The sequence below is a fragment of the Vibrio phycocola genome (genome assembly GCF_054404255.1).
On the sequence record NZ_JBTAMQ010000001.1, the window covers coordinates 58,086 to 84,043 of the forward strand.

The window sequence follows — 25,958 nt, forward strand, 5'->3', positions numbered from 1 at the left end:
TTATTCACTAAATGACGTAAACCGTTTTGAGATGATGGCACCGCTATCACGAGCATAAGGATAAAGGTATATAAGAAATGAAAGCATTATTATGGGATTTTGATGGGACTTTAGCGTACCGAAAAGGGATGTGGTCTGGGGCACTGTATGACGTGTTGCAAACCTATTGTCCTTTGCCGGGAATAGATAGAAAGACGTTAAGCTTATATTTACAAAGTGGCTTTCCGTGGCATTCTCCAGAGGTGACTCATGGAGTGAAGGGAAGTGATCAATGGTGGACCGAACTGCACCCAATTTTTGCAAACGCCTTTTGCGGGATCGGTCTTGATGACACTTCAGCGATGAAATTAGCCAGTAAAGTACGTGACGCTTATATTGAGCCTTCTCGTTGGTCTGTTTACGATGATGTAGAAGAAACGTTAGCCGAACTAACTCAAAGTGGCTGGACCCATTTTATTTTTTCTAATAATGTTCCAGAGCTGTCGTCTATCGTGTCTAACCTTGGTTTAGCGCATCATTTTAAAGAGATCATCACATCCGCTCATGTCGGATTTGAAAAGCCAAATAACAACAGCTTTTATCGAGCATTATCGCTCATAGGGCGTTATGATGCGGCGTGGATGATAGGTGACAGCTACGGTACCGATATTAAAGGTGCTGAAGAGATGGGGCTGCCGGCAATATTGGTACGAAACTCTGATCCAAGAGCTCAGCATCAAACGGAATCATTAATGAATATCGAACGGTTTGTGAATCCAGAATCTGTGAGAACGCCAGTTTATCTTCCTGATACGCTCAGAGCAGAGACACACAGATTCGATACTAAACGACCGGAAGTCCATAGGTTCGAAGCTAAGCAGGTTGATATTCAGCTGTCAGATGGTCATTTATCAGAAAGTCATGCTTCAGAAACCCATGTTTCAGAAAGCACTTGGCTAACAAATTATGTTCCGCCAAATAGGATGCTGAACTAAGTAAATAATAAGAAGTGGAAGGCATGATAAAGGAAATCTATTTTGCGGGAGGATGCCTGTGGGGCGTTCAGGAGTTTATGAAACATTTGCCGGGTGTTATCTCAACAGAAGCAGGCCGGGCAAATGGCACCTGTAACACATCCACCCAAGGCGATTACGACGACTACTCTGAATGTGTACGTACACAATACGATTCAGATTTTGTCAGTATCGAGCAGTTGATGACCTACTTTTTTGAGATCATCGATCCTTACAGCGTGAATAAGCAAGGTGAAGATGTCGGTCGGAAATACCGAACAGGTGTTTACAGTAAAATAGCGGATGACCTTACTGAAGCTAAGCAATTCATCGAGCAAAGAGAGGATGCAAGTAAGATTGTCGTCGAGGTACTTCCGCTTGTGAACTACGTAAAAAGTGACGATGAGCACCAAGATAGACTCACCAATTCACCGAATGATTATTGTCATATCCCAATCAATCTTCTGCACAAATACAAATCATCATAATCAATGAGCGCCACGTAAGTAACAAACTTGCGTGGCGCTCATTGGGTTATTCTTGAGTCAACCAGTAGAACTGGAACCCACGAACAATAATTTCATCACCATAGGCGGTGGGTGAACCACCACTCCACAGGTCAATGAGATCAGTTGGACGTATAAAGCTACTTTGAGTGATTTTTTCAAGCGGAATTTTTTGCGGATCTGGTGACATATTCGCGACCACAAACACCTTTTTCGATGGATTGACGACGTCATAGCGAATAAAGCCAAACATAGCATCATTATCCAGCTCCATCACTTCTCGGTTGTTAAAATCGGCAAAGGCGGGCGTCTCTTTACGAATGGAGATTAATTTCTGTATTTCACTGAAAATCTGATGTTGAATTGACCCTTGTTGACGTCTTGCTTCCATCTCATCCCAGTCAAAGGTAGGGCGGTGTAACCAGCGTGAATCCTGCTTTTTCTGTTCGTCTAGCTCAAAGGAATAGTCGTTTAGCATTCCGATTTCGTCACCGTAATACAGCAGTGGAATACCACCAAATGACATGATTAAGCTATGCAATAAAACAATGTGGTTGCAACAACCATCAATGAGTTTTTTGTCATCAAGTTCGAGAGCTTTCTCTAATCCCACTAAAGACGCTAACGACCCAGAAATACGAGCATCACCGGTTTTGTCGTTTTGGCCAAAGACTTGTCCAGTTGCAATCGAGGTATCGTGATTACCAATAAAGTAATCTTTTAGAAAACGTCGGTGGGATGGAGCGTCATAGCCAACCCATTGAATATCGTTATCATCAAAGCCAAAACCTATATCATCGTGGCATCGCAAATAGTTTAACCAAGTGGCGCGATCCAATTTCCCGGGAAGATTTTTTATCCCTTGGTTAAGTAACTTCGCATTCTTGGTGGCTACTGCATCCCACATCAAAGCCATGTAAGTTGCGTTGTACGCGATTTCACACTCTTTTGCGACAACGGCATCTTCACCAAAATATTTAATGATTTCAGATGGGGCAACGATTGCTTCAGCAATAAAGAGTAAGCCAGGTGAAACGACCTGACAGCAGTCTTTAAACAGTTGCAGAATTAAGTGTGCTTCGTCTTCATTTTGACAGGCGGTTCCCATTTTTTTCCATAAAAAAGCGACCGCATCAAGGCGTAAGATATCGACACCTTTGTTTGCCCAGAAGAAGATATTCTCGAGCATTTCGATAAATACAGCAGGGTTGGTGTAGTTCAGATCCCATTGATAGGAATGAAAAACGGTCATTACCCATTTGTTCATTTCTTCGTTGTAGGTAAAGTTGCCTGGATCTTGCTCTGGGAATATGTCGGGCATCGCGTATTCGAACATATCGGGAATATCTCGATTATCAAACATATAGAAGCAATCTTGATATTCTTTTTCACCCGCTAAAGCACGTTTCGCCCATTCGTGTTGATCTGAGGTGTGGTTAACCACCATATCTAACGCAATGAGAGAATCTTGTTTGCCCAGTTCGTCGATAATAGCTTCAAGTTCTTCGTTTTTACCGACCCGACTGTCGACTTTACGGAAATCACTCACCGCGTAGCCGCCATCACTTTTGCCCATCGGACACTCCATAATGGGTAGGATATGAACCAGGTTGACACCGATTTCGCTAAAGTAATTTATCTTTTTCTTAAGCCCTTTTAGATCGCCCGCAAAACCATTGGCGTAAAGTGCCATACCGACCCAATTTTGGTCGAGGAACCATTCGTGGTTTTCTTCACGTAGTCGGTCTTTTTCTCGTAGAGAGACATCACGATTGATATAGTTAATCGCAAGGACTTCGACCAAACGGCTGAGTTGTGGGTAGAAATCTTCTCTATCCCCATACAGACGTTCAAATAGCGAGTGAATAGCGTAGAAGTTTGCGCCTAATCGACTATAGAAAAAACGTAGGTGTTTGTTCTTAATCGAAGGAGCTAGGTCATCGAGGATCTTGTTAAGGATCGTATGAGATACTTGTTCATACATAGATTCAGCCCCTCCTTAGATATTCCATAAGTTAATAAAATCTTGATAGATGGTAATGTCTTCAACAATCGCACCTTGCTGAGTCACGATATACCCAGCAAATTGGTGGGCACACTCGATAGTATAATGCCATGACCAATTATTCAGCATGCCGAGAATAATGACTGAGGTAAATGCGTCTCCAGCGCCGACAGTACTATTGATGGTTCGTACTATCTGAGTGTCGCTGGTTGTATCATGGCGTTCGCCAGTCGCATCAAATAATGTGGCACCATCACCACCTCGGGTAATGAGGATGTTGACTATATCGAGAGAACGTTTTAATTGAAGCGCTTGCTCATCCCATGGAAGGTCGGGCTCATCACTCAATATATATAACTCTTCAAGGCTCAACTTCACCAACAGTCCGTAATGCAACGAGCTCAAGACTTGTTCACGCTCCCAAAATGGAGGGCGTAGATTGACGTCGATGATTTTGCCGTCTTTGTTTTGTCCTAATAGCTGGGTCAGTGCCTCTTGTGAGACATGATTACGTGTTGCTAGGCTACCGTGGTAAATCAGAGCATCATCGGGAACTGGAACCAATTGTTTGTCGATATAATCCCATGCGACTGGTGAGGTAATTTCATATTGTGGTTCACCATCTTCGAATGAAACATCAACAATTCCAGTCGGGTGATGCGGCGTGGTTTGAACAAATTCCAGAGACAATCCCCATTTCGACATCTTATCCCGTAATTGATTTCCGAGTGGGTCGTTACCGATTGCAGTGACGAGATTGGGCTCAACGCCAAATCCTTTTAGGTGCCATGCGACATTGAGGGGCGCACCTCCAAGAACTGGAGTTTGTCCTGGGAAGCAGTCAAACAGGACTTCCCCGAAAAGAAAAACAGATTTATCTAGCATAATATTACTCCCTACTTCGATGGGACTTGGCGTTTAAATTCAGGAAAAAAGTGATCAAATCCTTCAATGATTCCAGCAGCATAGCAGCCGTTGAGTCCAGGTAAATCACCCTTGGCAAGGTAGAGGCTATCACTATTATTGTGATTTTGAGCTTCTCGTAGTGCCAGTTCCTTCACTTCCTGTGTTGCGTTGGCGACGAGAACGGATTTGTACTCACTCGCCAAGACTTCCATATCATTTCCGCTATCACCGGAATAAAGAAGTTGTTCAGCATTTAATTGTAAAGTGTTTACAAGAAAACGTATGGCTAATAGTTTGTTTGCTTTAGCGGGTAAAATATCTATAAGCCCATGATTTTCATGCTCATTAATACTTGGAATGCAATTACTTGCGATATCTAGCTCGGTTAACGTTTCAACCAATAACTCTGAAATCTTCGGCAGTAGTTCAGTTGGTTCGACAAAGAAGCTTAGCTTAAACTCTTCCTGCTGATGCGGTGGCTGAAGCCGGAGGCCATCTATTTGAGGCAAACGCTGAAAAATTTGTTCAGGAGATAGTGCATTCCAATCCTGACGTAATGTCTGTCGCCAGCTCTCCCATTTTTGCCAAGTACCTTGCTCACGGGTATAAATTGTTGACCCCACATCGGCGATTAAATAGTCGGGGAAGGGTAAGTCCCATTCCGCCAAGGCATCTTCAACCAATTGTGCATCACGACCAGATGCATACACGATTATCGTGCCGGGGTGTGCCGCTAATTGTCTAAATTGTTCTCTAGCTTGACTAGACTCTTTTTGATCTCCATTTGGCAGTAAAGTGCGATCAAGGTCGGTACAAATGATCCATTGATCACTCATTATTATTTTCCTTTCCAAAAAAGTTATAGTGGTCGATGGCTTCTAGGATACCAAGTGCATTAGAGTGCTCTGCAAAGTATATGGAATCTTGAGCGGTCGTATCTGATAATTGTTCATGACGTCGATTACGTACAATTACGTTCTGCATGTTTCCACCCAGCAGCATATCTTCATCACTACCTGAGCCGGCAGAAACTAGAATATTCTCGAGTGGGATCTCCCAAAGTCTTGCAACATAACGTAGGGCTAGGCCTTTAGAGGCTCGAGCTGGGATAATGTCGATAAGGTTGTCGTTAGAAAGGTAAACATTCACAGTTTGCTCGTCTTGACGCAAAGCGGTAACAATATCTTGGTAGCCAATCTCATCGGATAAAATTTCATAGGAGATTTTAAATCGACTCTGTTCAATATGAGGCTGAAGTTTAATGTTATCACCAAATTTGGACATGATTCGCTTAATGGCTTTCGGATTCCAGTTATGGTCAACGTAGTTACTCCAATCACTACTCGCGGTAAGTGCTCTGGTGTAATAGATTTCAGTACCTAAACTGCATATCAAAATATCAGGTCGAGGAATATCGAATTGTTTAATCAGTGCCAACACACGATCCAAACGTCGAGATGTTGCTATACCAAATGCACATTCTTTACGATGACTGCGAATTAACGCCGAAAACTGTTGTAAGCCATCGGTGTTGCTGAGAAGTGTTCTGTCCAAACCCGATACAATCATTCGCGGTAAATGACGAGATGCACGACGAATCTCGGTCTGTTGCTTCGGAAGTATTGGATTGGAAATGACAGTCTTTAATTCGTTGAGGTACTGCTTGGTGTGGTGATCCCACGAGTATTTACTCGCGACATTTTTGATACCGTTATCAGAATGCTGTTTCCATAAATCGCGATCTTGCAAAAGCTGCTTGATAGCATCGGCAATTTGATCTGAGCTAAGTGGGTCGACCAATATTCCACTCTCGCAGTTTTTTACGATATCAACGGGACCTCCATTTTCCGTTGCGACAAACGGCAAGCCACATGCGGCTGCTTCTAACAGAGTCAGTCCAAACGGTTCTGTCATTGCTGGGTTAACAAACACCCCCATTGATGACGCTGCCATTTGATAAATGCCAGGCACTTCGTCTGCTTGATGATGCTTAGGAATGGCAACCTTGCCATAGAGATCGTAGTAATCTATTAAAATCATGATCTCAGTAAAGACGCTTTGAGCACCGTCGTCCATTTCTCGAATATCGTCACGATTCCCGGCTACGATAACCAGATTAGCCAGTTCCTGTAACTCAGGTGATTCGCCGTATGCTTGTATCAGAGTACTGATGTTTTTTCTCGGGTCGGGGCGAGAGATTGTGACAATCATTGGCTTGTCGGGGTCATAAAGGAATCGAGTGATGGATTTTCGAATCATAGAGGCTGATTCGCCCAGCTGAGGCGGGTGAAACTGCTCCAACGCGGTTCCGGGCGGGATAACCGTCATCGTCTCCGGTTTGTAAAAATCATAAAGATCATATTGGTCATTGATCTCTTGAAACGTACTGGTGATGACCATGTCGGCGTTGGCTAAAACATCTTCTTCTGCATCAATGCGTCGTCTGAAATGGTACTTATCTTCTAACTCTTGACGACTCATCCCGCCGGCAAGTAAGCGTTTGCGTTTATCTCGTCCTAGCGAGTGCCCGGTATGGATCAGCGGGATACCCGTTTGAAGGTTGAGTTTGGTTGCAACGTATCCAGCATCGGCATAATGACTGTGAAGTATGTCAGGCATGCGCGGTTGGTTGCGAAAGTAATCGAGTAAGTTGTCGGCAAAACTGTCGAGGTATTCCCACAGTTGCTCTTTAGGAAGATAAATATCATCGGGGCCAGCATCAATGCGGACTATTTGACAGTTTTCTGCTAGTGGTTCGACGGGTTGTGAATAGATGGGGTCTAGCTTTGGGTCGTTGATTCGTCGAGTGACAAGTTCAACGCGTGCAACTTCATTTTGCGTTGCGAGTGATTTTGCTAAATCTACGACGTATTTGGTTTGCCCTCCGGTGTCGGAGTCACGTCCCAATTCTAGTTCTTCACCTCTAATGAGTCCGTGTACGCTAATTAATGCAATGTATAATTCTTTCGATTTTTGGCCACTCTCATCCTGAGCCATTTGAATCTCCTTGTTATTCCAAACAAATTCAGTATAGCACTTGAGCATAAAAACAACAGTCGGAGGCACTATTAGGTCATTTGTCAAAAAGCATAAACATAGTATTTCCAAGGGCATAGCGTGTGTTAATTAATGGCGAACATGGAATAAATACGTTTGATATGCTAGCGTCAAATGAACAAATTACTGTTTGATAGAAGTGTTTATGAACCGATCCCTGCGTGTCATTTTGCTCATTATTACGTTATTTATTTGGCCTGTTTCTGCGAGTGATGAGATTAAAATTGGCGCAATTTTTGCCAAAACGGGTCAAGCTGCTGAGGATAATCAGGTTCTGTTTGAATCAGTTAGGTTTGCAACTGATGAGATAAATAGCCTCGGCGGAGTGTTAGGCAAGAAAATTAGACTGATTGAATACGATAACCACAGTACACCAATTCAAAGTTTACTTGCGGCAAAACAAGCGGTTAGAGATGGTGTTTTGGCTGTGATTGGTGCATCTTGGAGTGACCATTCTATGGTTATTGCGCCTTATCTTCAAAGTAAAAAAGTCCCGATGATCACACCTGATTCAACCAACCCTAAAATAACTAAAATCGGCGACTATATATTTCGAGCCTGTGTGTCGGAGCCTTATTTAGGACGAGTACTCGCGAATTTTGCTTATGAGCACTTTGCTGGGCATAGAGCGATCATTCTTCAGAACGTTCATAGTGATTACAGCGTGGGTTTATCTGACGTGTTTGAGAGACACTATGAATCACTTGGTGGTGTTATCTCGTTGGTCTTAAAGTATAAATCTGACCAAACCAAATTTGTTCCGTTGCTTAAGCAAGTGAAAACGTTGGCGCCTGATGTTTTGTTTATTTCAGGACATGAAGAGAGTGGCTATATCGTAAAACAGGCGCGCGAAATGGGGATAAACGCAAAATTTATCGGCGGAGACACTTGGTCACACGATACATTTTATAGCCTTGGTGGCAATACTTTGGACGAAGGTTACTATGCTTCCCACTGGGATAAAAACCTCAACACACTGGAATCGTTGGCGTTTGTAGAGCGTTATCGTCAAGCTCACCAACTTTCGAATTTTGTCGCAGAAGGTTATGATGCGGCAATGATGTTGTTTGCGGCGATTACCCGTGCGAATTCTTTGGATCGAAAAGCGATAAGAGACCAGATTGCGGCTACTGAGAATTTTATGGGGATTTCTGGGAATATCACTCTCGATAAAAATGGTGATGCAATAAAACCAATGTTAATGATGAAAATCAACAATGGCAAAGCGGATATATTGACTACTGTACAGCCAAACTAGACATTAACCTGATTGGGAAGTCGTTTGGGAAAATAGAATGTAAATTTAAGCGGTCAAATAGCAACTTTGTACAAAAGTTATCGGAAGCATTAGGGTACACTCGAAACAACCGTTAGCGATGTATGTGGATAAACCGATGGTAAGTCATAAAAAAAGCAAAGAGCGTGCTGACTATAAGATCGCAGCTGAGCTTGGCGGCTTGGAGATTTTAGATGCTCAATATGACAAACAAAACTTCTCTCGTCATAGTCATGAAGGCTATACCATTGGGTTGATTGAAACCGGAGCCCAACGTTTTTATCGCACTGGTGGACACCATGTCGCCCCTAAAAATACAATTATTCTGGTCAATGCCGATGAAGTCCACAGTGGGCACTCTGCATCAGAAGGTGGCTGGGCCTATCGAGCGATGTATCCTCTTCCTCAACAACTTGAAACCATATCGAAAGAGTTATATTTACCAAACCATGGTATCCCTTATTTTCCAAAAGCGGTGGTTGAGGACCCTGAACTAGCAAGTCAACTCCGGCTTGTATTCAATACGCTACAAAACTCGGATAATCGATTACTTCGAGAGTCGTTAATCTACAGCACCATGATTAAGTTGATGGGAAAGCACGCTAAGGCTAAGCCACCCAGCCTAAATACGACCAAGATCCAACAACAGGTTCGGTTAGTTAAAGAGTTTTTGGATGACCTTCCTCAGGTGGATGTCTCGCTCGAAGAGCTGGCAAATATGTCTGCTGTAAGCCCATTCCATTTGATTCGCTCATTTCAAAAAGAGTTTGGTCTTCCTCCTCATGCCTATCAAATCCAATCGCGACTTCGCTTAGCGAGAAAGCTGCTCAAGCAAGGTCACTCGATTTCAAATACGGCACAAGAGTGTGGTTTTCACGATCAAAGTCACTTCCATCGACATTTTAAAAACGCCAATGGCTACACTCCCGGGCAATACCTAAAAATGAACTAAGCAATTTCGTACAATTTGTACTGAACCTTAATCGTTAAATTAAGCGCTATAAATTACCGGATAATGATTGGAAGAATGATATAGATGCAACCGAGTAAAACCCAATTAACAAGTCGACGAACCCATGCTTGGCGGGGTGTATTAGCCATGTTTCCTCTTAGTGTAGCGGTTGTCCCATGGGGATTTCTAGCAGGATCATACGCCATTGAAGCAGGGCTTTCGGGGCTCGAAGCACAAGCAATGTCAGCAGTCTTATTTGCAGGTGCAGCACAGTTAGTCGCGGCTGGAATGTTCAAAGAAGAAGTTGGACTTGCCACGATGCTATTGACCACGTTTTTTATTACCTCTCGGCATTTTCTATACAGTGTGTCGATGCGAAGAAAAATCAGTGGATTATCGGGACGTTGGCGGGCATTGCTCGGTTTTTTGCTAACTGATGAATTGTTTGCTGTTTGCAGTGGACAGACGGAAAGTGAATTTAATCGGTGGTATGCCTTGGGTGCTGGTGGGTCTTTCTACATTGTCTGGAATATCGCAAGTTTTATCGGCATTGTCGCTGGCAGTCACATTCCATCCTTGGGGGAGTATGGCTTAGACTTTGCGGTCGCCGCGACTTTCATTGCCATTATTATTCCTCAGATCAAATCTTTACCTATAGTGTTTTCGGTTTTGGTTACTATGGTAGCAGCCAGTTATTCCTCATATTACCACTTAGAAGGGGGATTAATGATTGCATCGTTAATGGGTATAGGAAGTGGTTATATTTGCGAATTGATGATGAAACAGTGGAAAGCTAGACGATTTGTAGAAGGAGGCTCAAAATGAATATGCTATCTATTTTGGCAATGACAGCAATTGTATTCCTAAGCCGCTATCTGTTTCTTGAGCCAAAAGTGCCATTAAAGTTAAGCTATCACGCTCAGCGAGTATTAAGTTATACCGGGCCTGTTGTTTTAACGGCGTTATGGGCTCCGATTGTATTCTTACCAGATGGGGATCTTAGACTCACGTTGAATAACCCCTATTTAATTGGCGCTCTACTAACCGCTTTTATTATGTGGAAAACTAAGAATGTATTATTAACCATCGTTTTAAGTATGATCGTGTTTCTATTTCTTAAATTATCGGTATTTAATTTACTCAGTTAAATAATACAACTATATTAAAAACACGATTCAATAGTATTAAGAAATTTGCAACCTAGTTAATATTCATCAATGTGATGCTTATTCAGGTTTGGTGTAAATAAATAATTACAGGCTATTTCCTTAGTATGTGTATTGTTATTATTAATAATAAATTAATTTATAATAATCAATGGGTTATTTGTTTTTCCTGGAGCGGTTGGTTATATTGTTTCAATGATAACTATTGATGGTAGTCATTGGTATTCTCGAGTATTGTTAATACTGAAGTTATATCTCATTGATTATTTTAAAAATTATTAATCATATTTATATTCCTATAAATTAGAGACTAATTTTTATACAGAATGATGGTAGATAGCATTTATTGTGCTAGCTTTAATGTTATAACAAAATTATAACATTAAAATGGCTAGGTATTATGCAACTTTCAATCAAACAAAAGCTGGTGCTTGTCTTTGTGCCTCTACTCCTGACGATGCTGTATTTCTCGTGCAGTAAAATTTACTCTTCCTATAACTTAAAAAATGCGGCGGATCGAGTTCATGTGTATATAGAGCTTGCAGCATACAACAGTCGATTAGTACATGAACTTCAGAAAGAACGAGGAATGTCTGCGGGCTATTTGGGGTCAAACGGGACTAAATTCGCCGATCAGTTACCAGCTCATAGGTTAAAAACAGATAGTAAACTCGCGGATTTAACAGCGTTCCTGTCTGAGCAGGGGGATTTTCTTAAAGGAAGCCCCAAGGTTTGGTCGACGATGGAAAAGGCAACGACTATGTTGTCTGAGTTGAGTGCTATGCGTTCAGGTATTACTAGCTTTGATACATCCGCAGGAACCGCTATAGAATACTACTCCAAGCTTAATCAGTACCTGCTTAGCATTGCGGTCGAGGCAGAAAAACTCTCTGAAATTGTCGAAATGACGCGGAAGCTTGCCGCATACTATGAATTTTTACAAGGTAAGGAGCGTTCAGGTATTGAACGGGCAGTCTTGTCGAATGTATTTAGTGTGGGGGCATTTTCTGATGGAATGTATCGTAAGTTTGTTACTTTAGTCAGCGAACAAAATACGTACTTTACGACATTTAAAGCGTATTCAGACCAAGAAATTTCTGCTGGATTCGAAAAGATGGAGTCGTCAGATATTTTTAAAGAAGTGGAAAAATATCGAGCTAGCGCTTTTGCAGGAGAAATGAACCAAGATGCGAGTGCATGGTTTGCAGCTTCAACCAAACGAATTGATTTGCTAAAGAAAGAAGAGGACATTCTTACCGCTGATCTAATTCTACGTTCGGAAGATGAGCTGGCGAGTGATACGAGAGATTTCTGGTTCTTTCTTATCCTGACGATTGTGTTGGTTTCGATGACCTCGATTATCGGCTATAAGTTATTACGCGACATGAACGCGCAACTTATGTGTTTGAATACAACCATGACACTTGCGTCGCAGAAAGATCTTACTAGACGTTGTTCTGTTGTGGTTGATGATGAACTCGGTGATATTTCTAACAACTTAAATGAAATGTTAGGTGTGCTGACTGGAGCGATTGATTTAATACGAAGTTCAAGTATTCAATTGGCTTCTGGTGCTGAGGAATCGACGGTTACGGTTGCTCAAAATGCACAGAACCTTCAAGCTCAACATTCGGATGTGATGCAAGTGGTCACTGCGATAGAGCAGATGCGTGCCTCAGTTGAAGAAGTTGCTCAACATATTCAAAATACCTCAGAAAGAACAAGTCAGGCTAAAGAGCAAGTGTTAGGAAGTGCTGGGAGTGTTGAAGGGTCTGAAGCGTCTATCAAAGCAGTTAATACGAAAATTGAAGTTGTATCTGAGACGATTTCAAACTTACATCAAAGCAGCAGTGATATTTCGAGAGTTGTTGAAGTCATACAAGGCATCGCAGAGCAAACCAACTTGCTGGCTCTAAATGCAGCGATTGAAGCTGCTCGAGCAGGTGATTTAGGTCGTGGTTTTGCAGTTGTGGCCGATGAAGTTCGCTCACTAGCTCAGCGTACTCAAAGTTCTACCCAAGAAATTGAAAAAATGGTTTCTACTCTCCAGCATGATAGCTCGAACGCGTATACCCAAATTAATGACGCTATGTCAGATGTAACAGAGAGTGTAACTAAAGCGGGTGAAGTACAAGGTAAACTAACCGAAATCGTAGCCACGATTGAAACAATCGATGATATGGCATTACAAATTGCAACGGCATCTCAAGAGCAGGTGGTCGTTACTGCCGATATTGCGTCAAGAGCGCAGTCTATTGGTGATAGTGTAAGTGCTACCGTAGTAAGTGGAGAGCAGATTCTAGTGACTGCAAAAGAGCAAACTACTCTGGCTACTAAATTACAAGATCTTGCGGAGCAATTTAAACTCAAATAAGACACCATAAAGGGGCAATATACGAAGTCAGAGCAATACTGACAGTTACAACGTATTATTGTCCCTTTATCTATCCCACGAATTACTCAACTGACTTCCCTCATGTTATTCCTATCCACGCTTTTGAAGTGAAGATATCCCATCATTAACCCAATTAAGAAGTTGCTTGGTTGCTTTGGATAAAATTTGGTTTTGCCGCACGATGAAGCCTAGCTCCGTTGTTGGGAAATCTGGTAAGGGCGTGACCGAAGAGGTGAGATGACGTTGAGTCGATAAAGCGAATTCTGGAACAATGGCAATTCCAAAACCAGCCTCTGCCCAATCAATTTGTGCATCGACACTCCCCACCTCCATTACCCGATAATTTGAAAGGTTGAGCGTAGGTAGCGCACTATCAATAAGATCTCTGGTACGAGTATCGTGACCCAATAATATAAGGGTTAACTCTGTGTCCTGTTCTGTGTTTCGTTCGAATCCATTGCCGAATGCAACCCACTTTATTTGCTGCAGCTCAACGAAGTGCAATGGTTGGGTTTGTTTTTGTGAGATGACAAACCCAAGGTCTGCTTCTGCTTTTTTGACCAACTCAGAAGCTTGTGATGACGTCGTATTTAACAGTGCAATATCGATTCCTGGATACTTCTCTTTAAATAGTTTGAAAGCTTCAATAAGCAAAGTACGAGAAATGATGTCGCTCGCCGCAATAGTAATAATGCCTTTGTCGAGATCATTAAGAGCATTCAGATCCGCTTGGCAAACTTGTAATTCCTGAAGTGTCTTTACACTGCTTTCTAAAAGCCGTTCGCCGGCTTGGGTGAGGTGAAATGGGCTTCTCTCGATCAGTTTGACATTCGTGGCCAGTTCTAACTGCTTCAGGTGTAAACTCACATTAGGTTGAGTCATGTGCAGAGCCACAGCCGCTTTACCAAAATGTTTATATTCTGCTAACGTGACAAATGTTTTAAGCCAATGGATATCAAGCATAATTTCCCCTCATTAGAGCATTGATCTCAATATTCTAGATATATGAGATGCTTATCAAGTTAATTATTATAATTAATTTCTCTTATTTATTCGACAGGACTAAGATGATTTCTTAATCAATTCGGAGAAATATTATGTCGTCTATTGTTGTTGTGGGTGCCAATTGGGGTGATGAAGGTAAGGGCCGTATCGTTGACTTTTTAGCATCAGATGCGTCTGCCAGTATTCGTTTTCAAGGCGGAAACAATGCCGGTCATACGGTTGTAAATGATTTTGGTACATTCAAATTACACCAGTTGCCAAGTGGTATCTTTAATCCGAATTGTATCGCGGTTCTTGGCCCTGGCATGGTAATCAGCCCTGCAGCATTGACTCAAGAAATCAATGAAGTAAAAACCGCAGGTGTAGATGTAAATTTATGTATCTCAGATCGTGCTACTTTATGTCTTCCACTGCACGCACTTGAAGACACGTTAGAAGAGCAACGACTGGGTGATGCAGCGTACGGTTCAACTCGCCAAGGTATTGCACCTGCTTATGGCGATCGCGTTATGAAGAAAGGCATTTTAGTGGGTTGGTTGAACCAGCCGGATGTACTCGAGCAGCGAATTCAATTTATGCTCGATTGGAAAATGCCTCAGTTGAAAGCATTATACCCAAGCTGTGATTACACAGAGACGGCGGCAGAACTGACGGCGTGGCTGTTAGAAGTGACCAAATCTTGGAGACCCTTTATCTGCAATGTCACCGAGCCACTAAAAGCACTGCAAGCAAACGATTCGAACTTATTGTTTGAAGCTCAATTGGGTGCGGGCCGTGACCTTGTGTATGGCGAATACCCATGGACAACCTCATCCAATGTTACCGCGGCGTATGCCGGTATTGGGAGTGGTTTGCCGGCATTGAGACCAGAGCGCGTTATTGCGGTTGCTAAGTCATTCAGTTCATCGGTAGGGACGGGAACACTCGTCACTGCAATGGAAGAGCAAGACAACTTCCGCGAAAGTTCGAATGAGTTTGGCGCGACGACTGGTCGCCCACGTGATATGGGGTATTTTGATGCCGTTGCGACTCGAAATGGTGTTGAACTGCAAGCAGCGACCGAGATTGCTTTGACCAAAATTGACTGTTTAACAGGAATGACAGATTTAAGAATTTGCGTCGCCTATGATGGTGAACACAGTGAAAATCCTATTTGGCCACAAACGGCAGATCTTAAGCCTGTCTATGAAAATATGAAAGGCTGGGATGAAGACATCACAGGTTGCCGAACGTTTGAAAGCCTTCCACAAGGTGCGCAAGATTACGTGACACGTATTGAAGAGTTAATGGGCGTGCCAATTGTAATGGTTTCGGTAGGCCCAGAGCGTGAGCAAATGATTATCCGTAAATAATATTTTATTGGTAAAAAAGATTATAAAACCTAGCTAAGTGCTAGGTTTTTTTATGATTGATTAAATTAAGACATTACATTGATTTGGTCACACGCCAATTATTGAAACGCAGCTTTTGCACTAACTTATTTGATTTAATGGGATAAAACCCTAACGCGAGGATGTTATTTCTCACCACTATCCATTTAATCCCTAGAGGAATAAAAATACACAGCAGATAAGAGAATAATCTCGCAGTAATAACGATCGTTTCATTCTCTATGATACTGGCTAAATAGGTGGCAACAGTGTCATTAATAGGTACATGAAAAATAAGAATAAAAAGGCTAGATGCTCCAAGGGAAAGTGGTGTGAAACTCAATCGCTCACTTTTAGATAAGAGCCAGGAAATCGTCAGCACGATATATATACCAAATATTGCCCCAGCGGTTGCATAAAATGGATTGAGATATGATCTGTCGTGAAGGTTTATATGAGCGTCTGTGAAATTGACGATTGCGAGAAACAATACGATAGAAGCGATGACTATATACTTACTTGGGGAGAAATTAATTATGTGCTTTCTCAATAAATGACCCAAAATAAAGTAAGAAGATGATATAAGAAGCAAGTCTGAAGAAAAAGGAAGACCTAGAGAAAGAAAAGAATAGGGTGATGTTTCAATATCTTTATTCCAAAATAGATCGATAAATGTAGGGCTAATAAATAAGAGGAAAATAAGAGATATAAATTGAGTTGCCCACGATAACTTAAAGTGTTGAGCAGTTTTACATATTAGATATGAAAAGCAGTAAACAGCAAATAGATGCGTTAAAAACCATAAAGGAATCCAAATTCCGAGTTCACTAGAGCCATTGCCATATAATATGCTAACAAGTTTTGATAATATATTTTCCTTGCCTGTTAATATATGAAAAATTAATACAATAAAAAGAACGAAAAAATAGGGTTTCAATAATGATTCAGACTTTTTAATTATAAAGTCTCTTGGTTTCGAGTTAAACGAAAAGAAAACGCCTGATAAAAAGAAAAATAGCGGCATTCGAAATATAGATACAGGTTCGGTTATAGCAGGGAAAATGTGCCCTAATCCAGTATGGAAAAAGGCTACCAGAGAAATTGAAATACCTTTAGCTACATCAATATGCTGAACTCTATCACTCATTGTTACACCGAACATTGGTACAATTATATTAGATATCTATATTGTAACTATTTAATGTTATTAAAAACTGTATTGTTTATTAGAATCCAGGTAAAAATAAATTCATTATAAAACAAACTTCATTTCGGGAATTTACATGAAATAATTGTGATGTCGATAACTTAGGTGGATGTTTGACAATAAATTCACATGATGTGGTTAAATATCTTAAATTAACGTTAACAAATTAAATAAAACTCTATTTGTCATATTTAATACAAGATTGTGTTTATTTTTAATATGGTAATTAATGATTTATTTTATTAAAAATCAGAAACAAAACCGTAAATATTTAAGGTATACTTACGGTCTTTTTATTTAATAAATCAGTCATTTAAAAAGTGGTTAGCCTGCAGAAAGTTCAGACAAAATCTGCTTAAAACTGCTCACAGGGTGAGCACCTGAAACCGCACTTTCACGATTGAAAATGACTGTCGGCACGCTCGAAATACCTGCATTTATCCATTCTTTCTGCGTTTTGCGCACTTCATCTTGGTAGTGTTTATCGTCAAGGCGTTTGATGCCTTCTTCGCCATCAAGCCCAACCATATTGAGAGCTTCGAGGAGTACCGTTCGATCAGAGACATCTTTCTGTTCTGAGAAAAAAGCAGAGAATAAGCGAAGTTTTAGTTCAGTCTGTTTTCCCGTTTCTTTGGCAAATTCTAAAAGAATATGCGCCTCAAAGGTATTCACCATTTTCATGTCATCAAAATAGTTAAATTGAAATCCCTGTTTTGCACCTTTCGCGGCAATGTTTTCTCTTGCTCGAGCACTGTCTTCGGGTGATGCCCCGTATTTTCTCGCCACATGGGCTCGTAGGTGTTCCCCTTCCGCTGGCATATCAGGGTTGAGCTCAAAGGGTTGCCATTCAACGTCAATTTGGTCTTCGAGCCCCAGTTCAGTGATAGCTGCACGCAAATTATTATAGCCAACAATACACCATGGGCAGACAACGTCCGATACGATATCAAGTTTGATTTTCTTCTTCATAGATTTACCCTGCTATACGTTAATACGCCAGATGATGAGTCTGGAAAAATTACTTTGAACGATCGTTCATGATGGTATCGTACACTGAAATGAGAGTAGATGCGAATTTGAGGGAGTATGGAAGCGGAGAGTTTAAAGAATTGGTGTTAATTGCGATAACGCAACCTGTGTTCTGAGATGTCTAAGGTTGCGTTATGATTTATCTGTGCTTTAACCATCTTAGGAAAGAGAATCACAACCAGTCTGTGAGCGAAATCCCTACGCCAACGACATTGGTATATTCATTGTATTCAATCAGGCTGTTGCCGTAACCAGAAAAGACTTGGAGATAGCCACGAATCCCACCGCCGACGGGAAAGCTCCAGTTCAATTCAGTCGAGCCTTTGCTGAAGCCACTTTCTAGGTTATTACGGCTTGTGAAAGTAAACGTATTGTCGTCGTGTTTATAAATTAGGCTCACTTTGCCGTGACCATAAAAGTCCAATAAATCGGCGTTATCATCATCGTCAGAATCTTCTTTAATGCGAATCCATGGATTGACGATAACGGCAAGGTTGTCCTTTTCAAAGGCAAAGCTACTTTCTATACGGTTCCAACTGCGTGATAGCGGCTCCGTTCTACCATTGGATTGGTGAGTAAGGTTGAGTGTCGCCACTTTGAATTTCCAATCATTCGGCAATTCCATATCGGGAGCCCAAGTACCAAATAATTCGGGTTCATAGTTTGTCTCACGAAAAGGGGATGAATTATCTGTGTTGTACGCCTGCCAATAGGAGTTCTGGGTATAACCGAAAAATAGTGAATATGGTGAGTCGATAACTCCAGTGAGCAATGGAATCTTGAAACTAATTTGGAAGGTGATCTCAAGGGGCTGTAATGATTCATCATTGAGATAGATATCTTGATAAACCTTACTGTCTTGAAGGTGATCGCTATACGTGATCGGCAATATGTAGTTTGGCTTGTGCGGAATAATTGAGAATCGAGTTTCCTGAATCTTCTTTTCTTCTTTTATGCGCTGGTCAATAAGTGACGTTTCAGCAACCACGTTAGTGCTAATGAGTAGAGCACCGAGAGACAAACAGAGTAAACGCATAATGATATTGCCTTGATTAATGATTGGTTTCTTAGAGTTTCACCGTAATGCACAGTGTAACTGCCCGTAATTATGAAAGAAACCCGAACATTCGCTTTTTAAAGTAACAACCTAATTCGAGAGTGCCCCATCTGATAGGAGTGTGAACGTCTTTGTCTATTGAACTAATAGAGTAATTCTATTTTATTAATTGAGAATCATTCGCAATAATATATCCATAGAATGAAATGACTCAGAGGACAATATTATGATCAAGACAATCACATTTGCAGTAATACACTTCAGTATCGCGACCGCGGTTGCTTTTGTACTCACTGGCGATATTTTGATCGGTAGCATGATCGCTATGATTGAGCCTTCAATTAATACGGTTGCATTTTATTTCCACGAAAAAGTATGGTCACGTGTTCCAGCTTTAAAACAACGTAGAGCAGATACCAAAATTAAAACCGCGAGTTTTGCAATTATCCACTTTAGCGTCGCATTTTTGGTCACTTACGTGATTACTGGAGATGCATTCATTGGCGGTATGATGGCAACGATTGAACCTGCAATTAACTCGGTTGCTTACTTTTTCCATGAGAAAGCTTGGTTAAAAGACAACGCTAGAAAACGTGCATCGTCAATAAGTTCAAAAATCCAAACTTTGGTACATGCGTAATCGATGTTAGATGATAAGTAATATAACGGCTCTCTCTACTTGAGGCTTGTTCAAATAGAAATTCCCGAGTATGGTCGAAAGACAAACAAGTGAATACTATGTCGATGAACGAGTGTTATAGAAGAGGGAGTTTTTATGTCTAAGGTTGTATTTATTACTGGCGCGACGTCTGGGTTTGGAAAAGCCGCGGCCAAACGGTTTGCACAAGATGGCTGGTCGTTGGTCATTACGGGCCGAAGAGAGGCTCGGTTGGTCGAATTGGCGAAAGAACTGTCTTCTCAAGTACCGGTTCATTATGCTCAATTAGATGTCTGTGATGCAGACGCCGTAAAACAAGTGATAGAACAGCTTCCAGCAAAGTTTAAAGCGGTAAAGGTTCTATTGAATAACGCAGGCCTCGCTTTAGCTCCTCACCCTGCACCAGAGGTGGACCTGGCCGATTGGCACACCATGATTGATACCAATATTAAAGGTTTGGTCAATGTTACGCACGCGCTTCTGCCAACGCTGATTGAAACCGGTGCCGGTGCGACAATCATTAATACAGGTTCGATTGCGGGAGAATGGCCTTATCCGGGCAGCCATGTCTATGGTGCTAGCAAGGCGTTTGTTAAGCAATTCAGTTACAACTTACGCTGCGATTTAGTTGGAACAGGAGTGCGAGTGACCGACTTAGCACCGGGAATCGCTGAGACTGAATTTACGTTAGTTCGCACCAAAGGTGATCAACAAGCCTCTGATGACCTGTATCGTGGTGCCCAAGCATTGAGCGCCGAGGATATTGCGGAGCAGATGTTCCACATTGCCACGTTACCGGATCATATCTGTATTAATCGGGTTGAAGTGATGCCAACTTGCCAAGCGTGGTCGCCGTTTTCTATTGAGCGTGATTAACCGAATAACACAAAAAGTAAAAGAGGGCGATGAGCCCTCTTTGGTTGGTCTAATTATATCGACTTACTGGGTGTGAAGTTCAATCACAAAGTCGTGTTAGCTATAGCGGTAAGGTCGACCCGCTTTCACCATATCGGCATTGTATTTCTTAAATATCTCTACCACTTTGGCTTTCACCGGCGATTCTTTCGCGATTTCATCCCAGAACGCTTCAGCCTCTGCTTCTACAGTCGCCCACTCTTCATCTGGAATAGTAGTCAGCTTCATGTCTTCGCCTTCAACACGTAGTTTCGCTTCGCCGCCCCAGTACCACCATTGACGATAGTAGTGTGAGGTGTCTAGACATAGACCAAGTAGCTCTTTTAGGTGTTCTGGCAGTTCGTTATAACGATCCATATTGGCGAAGAATGAACCGACCCAAGCACCAGAAATGTTATTGGTTAGGAAGTAGTTGGTTACTTTAGACCAACCTACGGTGTAGTCTTCGGTAATACCAGACCATGCAATACCGTCGATTTCGCCTGTTTGAATCGCAACTTCAACGTCTTCCCATGGAATAGACACAGGAACAACACCAAACTTCGTTAAGAAACGACCTGCTGTTGGGAAAGTGAATATCTTCAACCCTTTGAGATCTTCTAGGCTATTGATAGGTTCTTTGGTTGCAAAGTGGCATGGATCCCATGCGCCAGCAGAAATGTGTTTTACGCCCACTTTTGCGTACTCGTCTGCCCAGATTTCGCCTAAACCGTATTGATTGAACAGCACAGGAACATCTAAAGAATAGCGACAACCGAATGGGAAATACCCACCGAATGTTGTGACTTCCGTCGGTGATGCCATTGAGTCATCATCTGACTGAACGGCATCAATGATACCTTTTTGCATCGCTCGAAATAGCTCTCCAGTTGGAACCAATTGATCGGCAAAATAGAGCTCGATTTGCATCTCTTCACCCGCAATACGGTTAAATGCTTCGATCGCGGGCTTAATGACGTGCTCTGCGAGTGCTGGACCTGCATAAGTTTGCATGCGCCATGTAATCTTTGGGCTTGCTGCAAAGGTTTTAGCAGGTGCGAGTACGGTACCTGCAGTCAGTGCGGCTGCGCCGGTTAAAAACTTACGTCTTGAATTCATTGTTATCCCTCCGGTGGATAGTTAGGGCAGAACAATGTCTGCCTTGTCGCTCTTATTTCTGTAGAAAAGGGTCGATAAAAAGGGGAAAGAAGCCAAATGACTACTTCCCGTATACGTATTCAGGTAGCCATAATGCTAGGTCTGGAAAAATCATGATCAGAATTAATGAAAAGATCATTATTCCGACAAACGGTCCAACTGATCCGTAAATATCACGTAACGATATTTCTGGTGGAGCCATCGCGCGCATTAAAAATAGGTTGTAGCCAAATGGTGGTGTCATGTAAGCAATTTGGCAGGTCATGGTATAAAGCACACCGTACCAAATGAGGTCAAAGCCGAGGGCGTGCACCAATGGAACGTACAGTGGCGCAACAATCACCAACATGGCTGTATCGTCGAGGAACGTGCCGAGAACGATAAACGAAAGTTGCATTAAAATCAGAATAGTCCAAGGGCTCAAGCCCAATTGCTCGGTAAACACACTTTCGATGGCTTTAACTGCACCAAGGCCATCAAATACAGCGCCAAAGCCAAGAGCCGCCAAGATAATCCACATGAACATACAAGAGATGGCGAGTGTATTTCTTACCGAGTTTTCAAAGACATGTTTGGTCATTCGGCCTTTGAGTATTGCGGCTAGAAAGGCGGCCATTGCGCCAATTGCTGAACTCTCAACTAAGCTCGTCCAACCGCTAACAAAAGGAACCATCATCACAGCAAAGATACCCAATGGAAGTGCGCCAGCGCCTAAAAGACGAAATTTCTCCGCTTTTGAAACATTGCGTTCTTCTTCTGAAAGTGCTGGCCCTAGTTTGGGGTTCAAGTGACAACGAACCGCAATGTATACGATAAATAGTACCGCCATAATTAACCCAGGGACGATTCCGGCTAACCAAAGTTGCCCTACTGGTTGACGTGCGATCATTGCGTATAACACAAGCACAACCGAAGGAGGCACTAGAATACCGAGCGAAGATCCCGCTTGAATGACTCCAGTTACCATCTTTTTGTCATAGTTTCGTTTCAGGAGTTCAGGTAACGCAATCGTAGCTCCGATTGCCATTCCAGCAACGGATAATCCATTCATCGCTGATACCAATACCATTAATCCGATAGTACCGATGGCAAGACCACCTGGCATTGGCCCCATCCAAACATGGAACATTTTATATAGGTCATCTGCTATTTTGGATTCGGAAAGAACGTAACCCATGAAAATGAACATCGGCAGCGTAAGCATTGGATACCAGTTCATTAATTTAATTGCGGCAGTAAAGGGGATTTCTGCACCACCGGTTCCCCATAACATCATGGCTGCGATAGCTGCAACAGCACCGATGGCGGCAAATACTCGTTGTCCCGTTGCCATCAGCAACATCATCAACGAAAACATCATTATTGCGATCGTGCCATAACTCATTTGATTTCTACTCCGCGAATAGTTGCAATATCTTTAAACAGTTGTGAAATGGATTGAAGGATCATCATGACAAACCCAAAACACATTATGGCTTTGATCGGCCACAAATAAGGTCGCCAAGCAGAGCGGCTTCTCTGACCATATTCGAGTGAATAGAGCATACTTTCTAAACCGCCGTAGAGCAGAACGCACAGATAAAAAATGAGGAAAAAAACCATGAAGGCATCCATCCATGCTCGCGTCTTCACTGACCATTCGCCATAGAAAAGATCCATACGGACATTCGCTTTTAACTGGATAGCATAAGCACCGCCAAGAATGTAATAGGCGACCATCATGAATTGTGCAGATTCTAAGGTCCAAAGAGAGGGCATGAAAAAGGTTTTGGATATCGAGGACCACATTAGAACGCCCACAATCAGGAAGATTCCGTACATCATAAAGCGGCCTATGAGTCGATTAAACTTATCGACGTACTTCACGTAGGCAACAATAAAACCGGGCATGAGATTTCCTTTTCGCAGAAAACAAAAGCAAAAAATGATGAGATGTCTTTTTTTGCTTAAAAATAAATTCGTCACTAAGGTGGCTAATTGCGATATTCATTCCAATCCCCTATCGATAAACGGCAAATGAATTAACTTTTTAAATAACAATTGGTTACGTGGATTAATGCACGCTATTAGCGCATGAAGCTGGAGGAATAGAGAGCAACCCTGGAAGGACTAGAAGAAAGTGGAAACAAAATGGTGCGCTAATCACTATTGTGATGCATCGCTTGGAGCAGATAGAGGGCAAACAAAAAAAAGCACCCAATAAATGAGTGCTTTGATTACAGGTATATAGTACTAATCGGGGAGCTTGGCAATTTTCGACTTTTTCAACTTCATTGTTGAATAGACCGAGAAGACAGCCATTAAAATAAAGACCGCCGCGATTGGCCGTTCATATAAGAAAGACCAGCTACCTTCAAACATCAGTAGCGATTTCCGCAAGTTAGTTTCTGCCATAGGCCCGAGGATAATGGCCAACAGTATTGGAGAAAGGGGAATATCTAATTTGGTAAAGATATAGCCCAACACACCAAATGTTAACGCAATACCAATGTCGAACATTGAGTTATTAATGGCGTAAGCGCCAATGACAGACAAGAAAATGATCATTGGAATCATTAGGATTTTTGGCACTTCGATAATGCGACAGAAGAAGCGAATACCGAACAGACCAACCAATAACATTACAATATTGGCGACCAACATCGAGCTAAATACACCGTAAACCACTTCTGGGTTTTGGCTAAATAGTAATGGCCCTGGAGTTAAACCCTGTACGATAAGTGCGCCTAACAATACAGCCGCAACAGCATCACCCGGAACGCCTAATGTAAGCAATGGAACGAGAGAACCACCCGTTACACCATTGTTGCCCGCTTCGGCTGCCGCTAGGCCATGAACAGAGCCTTTGCCGAATTCATCAGGATCTTTTGCAACCCGTTTGGCTTCGTTATAACAAACGAATGCAGAAATATCCGCGCCTGCGCCAGGTACTGAACCAATTGATGTTCCGATTAGGCCACTTTTTACCGCAGTTGGTAAGAGTGTTTTTACGTCTTTTTTACTCAGTAATTTGTAGCTGAAATCTTTATTTAAGTCGTCTTGTTTATCAAACAGTTTTTCGATTTGACCAAGTGCCTCAGACAATGCAAATAAACCAATCAATACTGGGATAACGTTGATTCCACTATAAAGATCGAGCACGCCAAAAGTAAATCTCGGTACACTGCTGATCGGATCAAGTCCAACCGTCGCAACTAGCAAGCCAATACAACCTGCAAGTAAGCCTTTTAGGATACTTTTTGAGGAGATACTCGCAATGATGGTTAATCCAAATATGGCCAACGCAAAGTATTCAGGAGCGTTAAAGCGCAAAGCAAAATCTGCTAGAAGAGGCGCAATCGCGATAAGGATAACCGTACTAATCAACCCACCGATAAATGACGAAACAGCTGCGATACTTAATGCACGAGCAGCTTCACCTTTAATGGCCATGCTATGACCATCGAGCACGGTTGCCGCTGAAGCGGGAGTGCCCGGAGTTTTTAGCAATATCGCTGCAATAGAACCGCCATAAATACCGCCGATATAAACACCAATGAGCATCACTAATGCTGCTGTCGGTTCCATTCCAAAGGTGAATGGGAGCAGAAGTGCTACTCCCATTGTTGCAGTCAGCCCGGGTAGGGCGCCTAAAATAATACCGCCCAATACTCCGAACAGGAGCAGCGGGAAAATGGATGGGCTGAACGCCACCGATAAACCATGTAACAGGTACTCAAACATAACAGCTCCCTAAAACATTGTGCCTTCGGGAAGCATGATGAAAAACACTTCTCCGAATATGTAGTAAACAGAAAATACGAAAACCCACGCTGTTACGTAGTAGCTAACCTTTTTAACTTTTAAGAATAAAAGGTAAGCCGTAAAGCAAACTAGACTCGCAATTAAATACCCAAAAACTTGCATAATCAGGGCATAGCTCAGCAAAAATATGATCCCATAGAGAGCAAGTTTCGAGAATATTGGCTTGGAGGAAGTCTCTTCAGCTGGCTCTTTGTTCATGCGATCTTTAGCAATCAATACAATACAAAGAATAATTTGTATGATCGCAATCATGGTCGGGAAGAATTGAGCCCCGACACTGGCATCACGATACAGTGGTAAATCAAAGTCGTTGATTAAAAACAACAGAACGACACTGATAACAATGACGGTCATGGGTAAGATAGTATTTCGATTAAACATCACGCACCTGCATGTTTGATGGCTACACAAGACGAGCCATAATTAAGTAATAAATTTGCGTGTAAAACCGTAAGTCGTGGCATCCATTATTCAGCGAATGACGGTTTGGTCGATATTTTTCTAACAGTTTGATATACAAA

The 25,958-nt window shown here is 42.1% G+C and carries 22 protein-coding genes and 2 pseudogenes; 11 read left to right on the forward strand and 13 right to left on the reverse strand.

Translation table 11 applies throughout. The annotated features are described in order from the left end of the window. Positions 1-77: 77 nt before the first annotated feature. Positions 78-974 carry an HAD family hydrolase gene (locus tag ACXJY6_RS00275; RefSeq protein ID WP_458766729.1) on the forward strand — a complete coding sequence of 299 codons (897 nt, stop codon included), beginning with the start codon at positions 78-80 and terminating at the stop codon, positions 972-974. Between the two features lie 26 nt (positions 975-1,000). Further along, positions 1,001-1,480: a peptide-methionine (S)-S-oxide reductase gene (locus tag ACXJY6_RS00280; protein WP_458767416.1), complete on the forward strand. Its 480-nt coding sequence runs from the start codon at positions 1,001-1,003 to the stop codon at positions 1,478-1,480. A gap of 46 nt (positions 1,481-1,526) precedes the next feature. Here the strand turns inward: ACXJY6_RS00280 and ACXJY6_RS00285 are convergent, their stop codons facing one another. Genes ACXJY6_RS00285 through ACXJY6_RS00300 form a run of 4 tightly spaced genes read right to left on the reverse strand, consistent with a single transcriptional unit; the run spans position 1,527 to position 7,406 of the window. After that, positions 1,527-3,482, reverse strand: a complete 1,956-nt coding sequence (locus ACXJY6_RS00285; protein ID WP_456051117.1) for an alpha-amylase family protein — start codon at positions 3,480-3,482, stop codon at positions 1,527-1,529. A 15-nt stretch (positions 3,483-3,497) separates the two neighbouring features. After that, the gene (locus ACXJY6_RS00290; protein ID WP_456051118.1) at positions 3,498-4,388 is read right to left on the reverse strand and encodes a carbohydrate kinase family protein; all 891 of its coding nucleotides are present in this window, start codon (positions 4,386-4,388) and stop codon (positions 3,498-3,500) included. Between the two features lie 11 nt (positions 4,389-4,399). Further along, positions 4,400-5,245: an HAD-IIB family hydrolase gene (locus ACXJY6_RS00295; RefSeq protein ID WP_458766730.1), complete on the reverse strand. Its 846-nt coding sequence runs from the start codon at positions 5,243-5,245 to the stop codon at positions 4,400-4,402. Next, positions 5,238-7,406, reverse strand: a complete 2,169-nt coding sequence (locus ACXJY6_RS00300; protein WP_458766732.1) for an HAD family hydrolase — start codon at positions 7,404-7,406, stop codon at positions 5,238-5,240. The genes ACXJY6_RS00295 and ACXJY6_RS00300 overlap by 8 nt, the downstream gene beginning before the upstream one ends. A 205-nt stretch (positions 7,407-7,611) precedes the next feature. Between ACXJY6_RS00300 and ACXJY6_RS00305 the strand changes: the two genes are divergently transcribed. The 6 genes and pseudogenes from ACXJY6_RS00305 to ACXJY6_RS00330 all read left to right on the forward strand — a co-directional run bounded on the left by ACXJY6_RS00305 (position 7,612) and on the right by ACXJY6_RS00330 (position 13,234). Next, the gene (locus ACXJY6_RS00305; protein ID WP_458766733.1) at positions 7,612-8,724 is read left to right on the forward strand and encodes an ABC transporter substrate-binding protein; all 1,113 of its coding nucleotides are present in this window, start codon (positions 7,612-7,614) and stop codon (positions 8,722-8,724) included. Between the two features lie 136 nt (positions 8,725-8,860). Continuing rightward, a pseudogene (locus ACXJY6_RS00310) lies at positions 8,861-9,314 on the forward strand (AraC family ligand binding domain-containing protein); the annotation flags it as partial. Between the two features lie 62 nt (positions 9,315-9,376). Beyond that, positions 9,377-9,694 (forward strand): annotated as a pseudogene (locus ACXJY6_RS00315) (helix-turn-helix transcriptional regulator); the annotation flags it as partial. A gap of 84 nt (positions 9,695-9,778) precedes the next feature. Further along, entirely contained in the window at positions 9,779-10,519 is a 741-nt protein-coding gene (locus ACXJY6_RS00320; protein WP_458766735.1) for an AzlC family ABC transporter permease, read from the forward strand. Continuing rightward, the gene (locus tag ACXJY6_RS00325; protein ID WP_456051123.1) at positions 10,516-10,842 is read left to right on the forward strand and encodes an AzlD domain-containing protein; all 327 of its coding nucleotides are present in this window, start codon (positions 10,516-10,518) and stop codon (positions 10,840-10,842) included. Before ACXJY6_RS00320 ends, ACXJY6_RS00325 begins: the two co-directional genes overlap by 4 nt. A gap of 418 nt (positions 10,843-11,260) precedes the next feature. Then, positions 11,261-13,234 carry a methyl-accepting chemotaxis protein gene (locus ACXJY6_RS00330; protein ID WP_456051124.1) on the forward strand — a complete coding sequence of 658 codons (1,974 nt, stop codon included), beginning with the start codon at positions 11,261-11,263 and terminating at the stop codon, positions 13,232-13,234. A gap of 111 nt (positions 13,235-13,345) precedes the next feature. Here the strand turns inward: ACXJY6_RS00330 and ACXJY6_RS00335 are convergent, their stop codons facing one another. Then, a complete protein-coding gene (locus ACXJY6_RS00335; protein ID WP_458766738.1) occupies positions 13,346-14,218 on the reverse strand; it encodes a LysR family transcriptional regulator in 873 nt (290 codons plus the stop codon). Positions 14,219-14,352: 134 nt separating this feature from the next. Between ACXJY6_RS00335 and ACXJY6_RS00340 the strand changes: the two genes are divergently transcribed. Beyond that, a complete protein-coding gene (locus ACXJY6_RS00340; protein WP_456051126.1) occupies positions 14,353-15,612 on the forward strand; it encodes an adenylosuccinate synthase in 1,260 nt (419 codons plus the stop codon). A gap of 73 nt (positions 15,613-15,685) precedes the next feature. Here the strand turns inward: ACXJY6_RS00340 and ACXJY6_RS00345 are convergent, their stop codons facing one another. The 3 genes from ACXJY6_RS00345 to ACXJY6_RS00355 all read right to left on the reverse strand — a co-directional run bounded on the left by ACXJY6_RS00345 (position 15,686) and on the right by ACXJY6_RS00355 (position 18,902). Then, positions 15,686-16,777 carry an acyltransferase family protein gene (locus tag ACXJY6_RS00345; protein WP_458766740.1) on the reverse strand — a complete coding sequence of 364 codons (1,092 nt, stop codon included), beginning with the start codon at positions 16,775-16,777 and terminating at the stop codon, positions 15,686-15,688. A gap of 384 nt (positions 16,778-17,161) precedes the next feature. Continuing rightward, positions 17,162-17,806: a DsbA family oxidoreductase gene (locus ACXJY6_RS00350; protein ID WP_456051128.1), complete on the reverse strand. Its 645-nt coding sequence runs from the start codon at positions 17,804-17,806 to the stop codon at positions 17,162-17,164. 232 nt (positions 17,807-18,038) lie between these two features. Then, complete coding sequence (locus ACXJY6_RS00355) at positions 18,039-18,902, reverse strand: phospholipase A (RefSeq protein WP_458766742.1); 864 nt, start codon at positions 18,900-18,902, stop codon at positions 18,039-18,041. Positions 18,903-19,149: 247 nt separating this feature from the next. On the opposite strand from ACXJY6_RS00355, the gene ACXJY6_RS00360 reads away from it, so the two are divergent. Next, a complete protein-coding gene (locus ACXJY6_RS00360; RefSeq protein ID WP_456051130.1) occupies positions 19,150-19,563 on the forward strand; it encodes a DUF2061 domain-containing protein in 414 nt (137 codons plus the stop codon). A 135-nt stretch (positions 19,564-19,698) separates the two neighbouring features. Next, a complete protein-coding gene (locus tag ACXJY6_RS00365; protein WP_458766744.1) occupies positions 19,699-20,457 on the forward strand; it encodes an SDR family NAD(P)-dependent oxidoreductase in 759 nt (252 codons plus the stop codon). Positions 20,458-20,553: 96 nt separating this feature from the next. Here the strand turns inward: ACXJY6_RS00365 and dctP are convergent, their stop codons facing one another. From dctP to ACXJY6_RS00390, 5 genes are all read right to left on the reverse strand, one after another. After that, positions 20,554-21,594, reverse strand: a complete 1,041-nt coding sequence (gene dctP, locus ACXJY6_RS00370; protein ID WP_456051132.1) for a TRAP transporter substrate-binding protein DctP — start codon at positions 21,592-21,594, stop codon at positions 20,554-20,556. A 100-nt stretch (positions 21,595-21,694) separates the two neighbouring features. Further along, entirely contained in the window at positions 21,695-23,017 is a 1,323-nt protein-coding gene (locus ACXJY6_RS00375) for a TRAP transporter large permease (RefSeq protein WP_456051133.1), read from the reverse strand. Continuing rightward, positions 23,014-23,523, reverse strand: coding sequence for a TRAP transporter small permease subunit (locus ACXJY6_RS00380; protein WP_456051134.1), 510 nt, complete (start codon positions 23,521-23,523; stop codon positions 23,014-23,016). Before ACXJY6_RS00380 ends, ACXJY6_RS00375 begins: the two co-directional genes overlap by 4 nt. A gap of 342 nt (positions 23,524-23,865) precedes the next feature. Continuing rightward, positions 23,866-25,356 (reverse strand): tripartite tricarboxylate transporter permease, encoded by a 1,491-nt coding sequence (locus ACXJY6_RS00385; RefSeq protein ID WP_456051135.1) that lies wholly within the window; start codon positions 25,354-25,356, stop codon positions 23,866-23,868. A 9-nt stretch (positions 25,357-25,365) separates the two neighbouring features. After that, positions 25,366-25,818 carry a tripartite tricarboxylate transporter TctB family protein gene (locus tag ACXJY6_RS00390; RefSeq protein WP_456051136.1) on the reverse strand — a complete coding sequence of 151 codons (453 nt, stop codon included), beginning with the start codon at positions 25,816-25,818 and terminating at the stop codon, positions 25,366-25,368. Positions 25,819-25,958 lie beyond the last annotated feature (140 nt).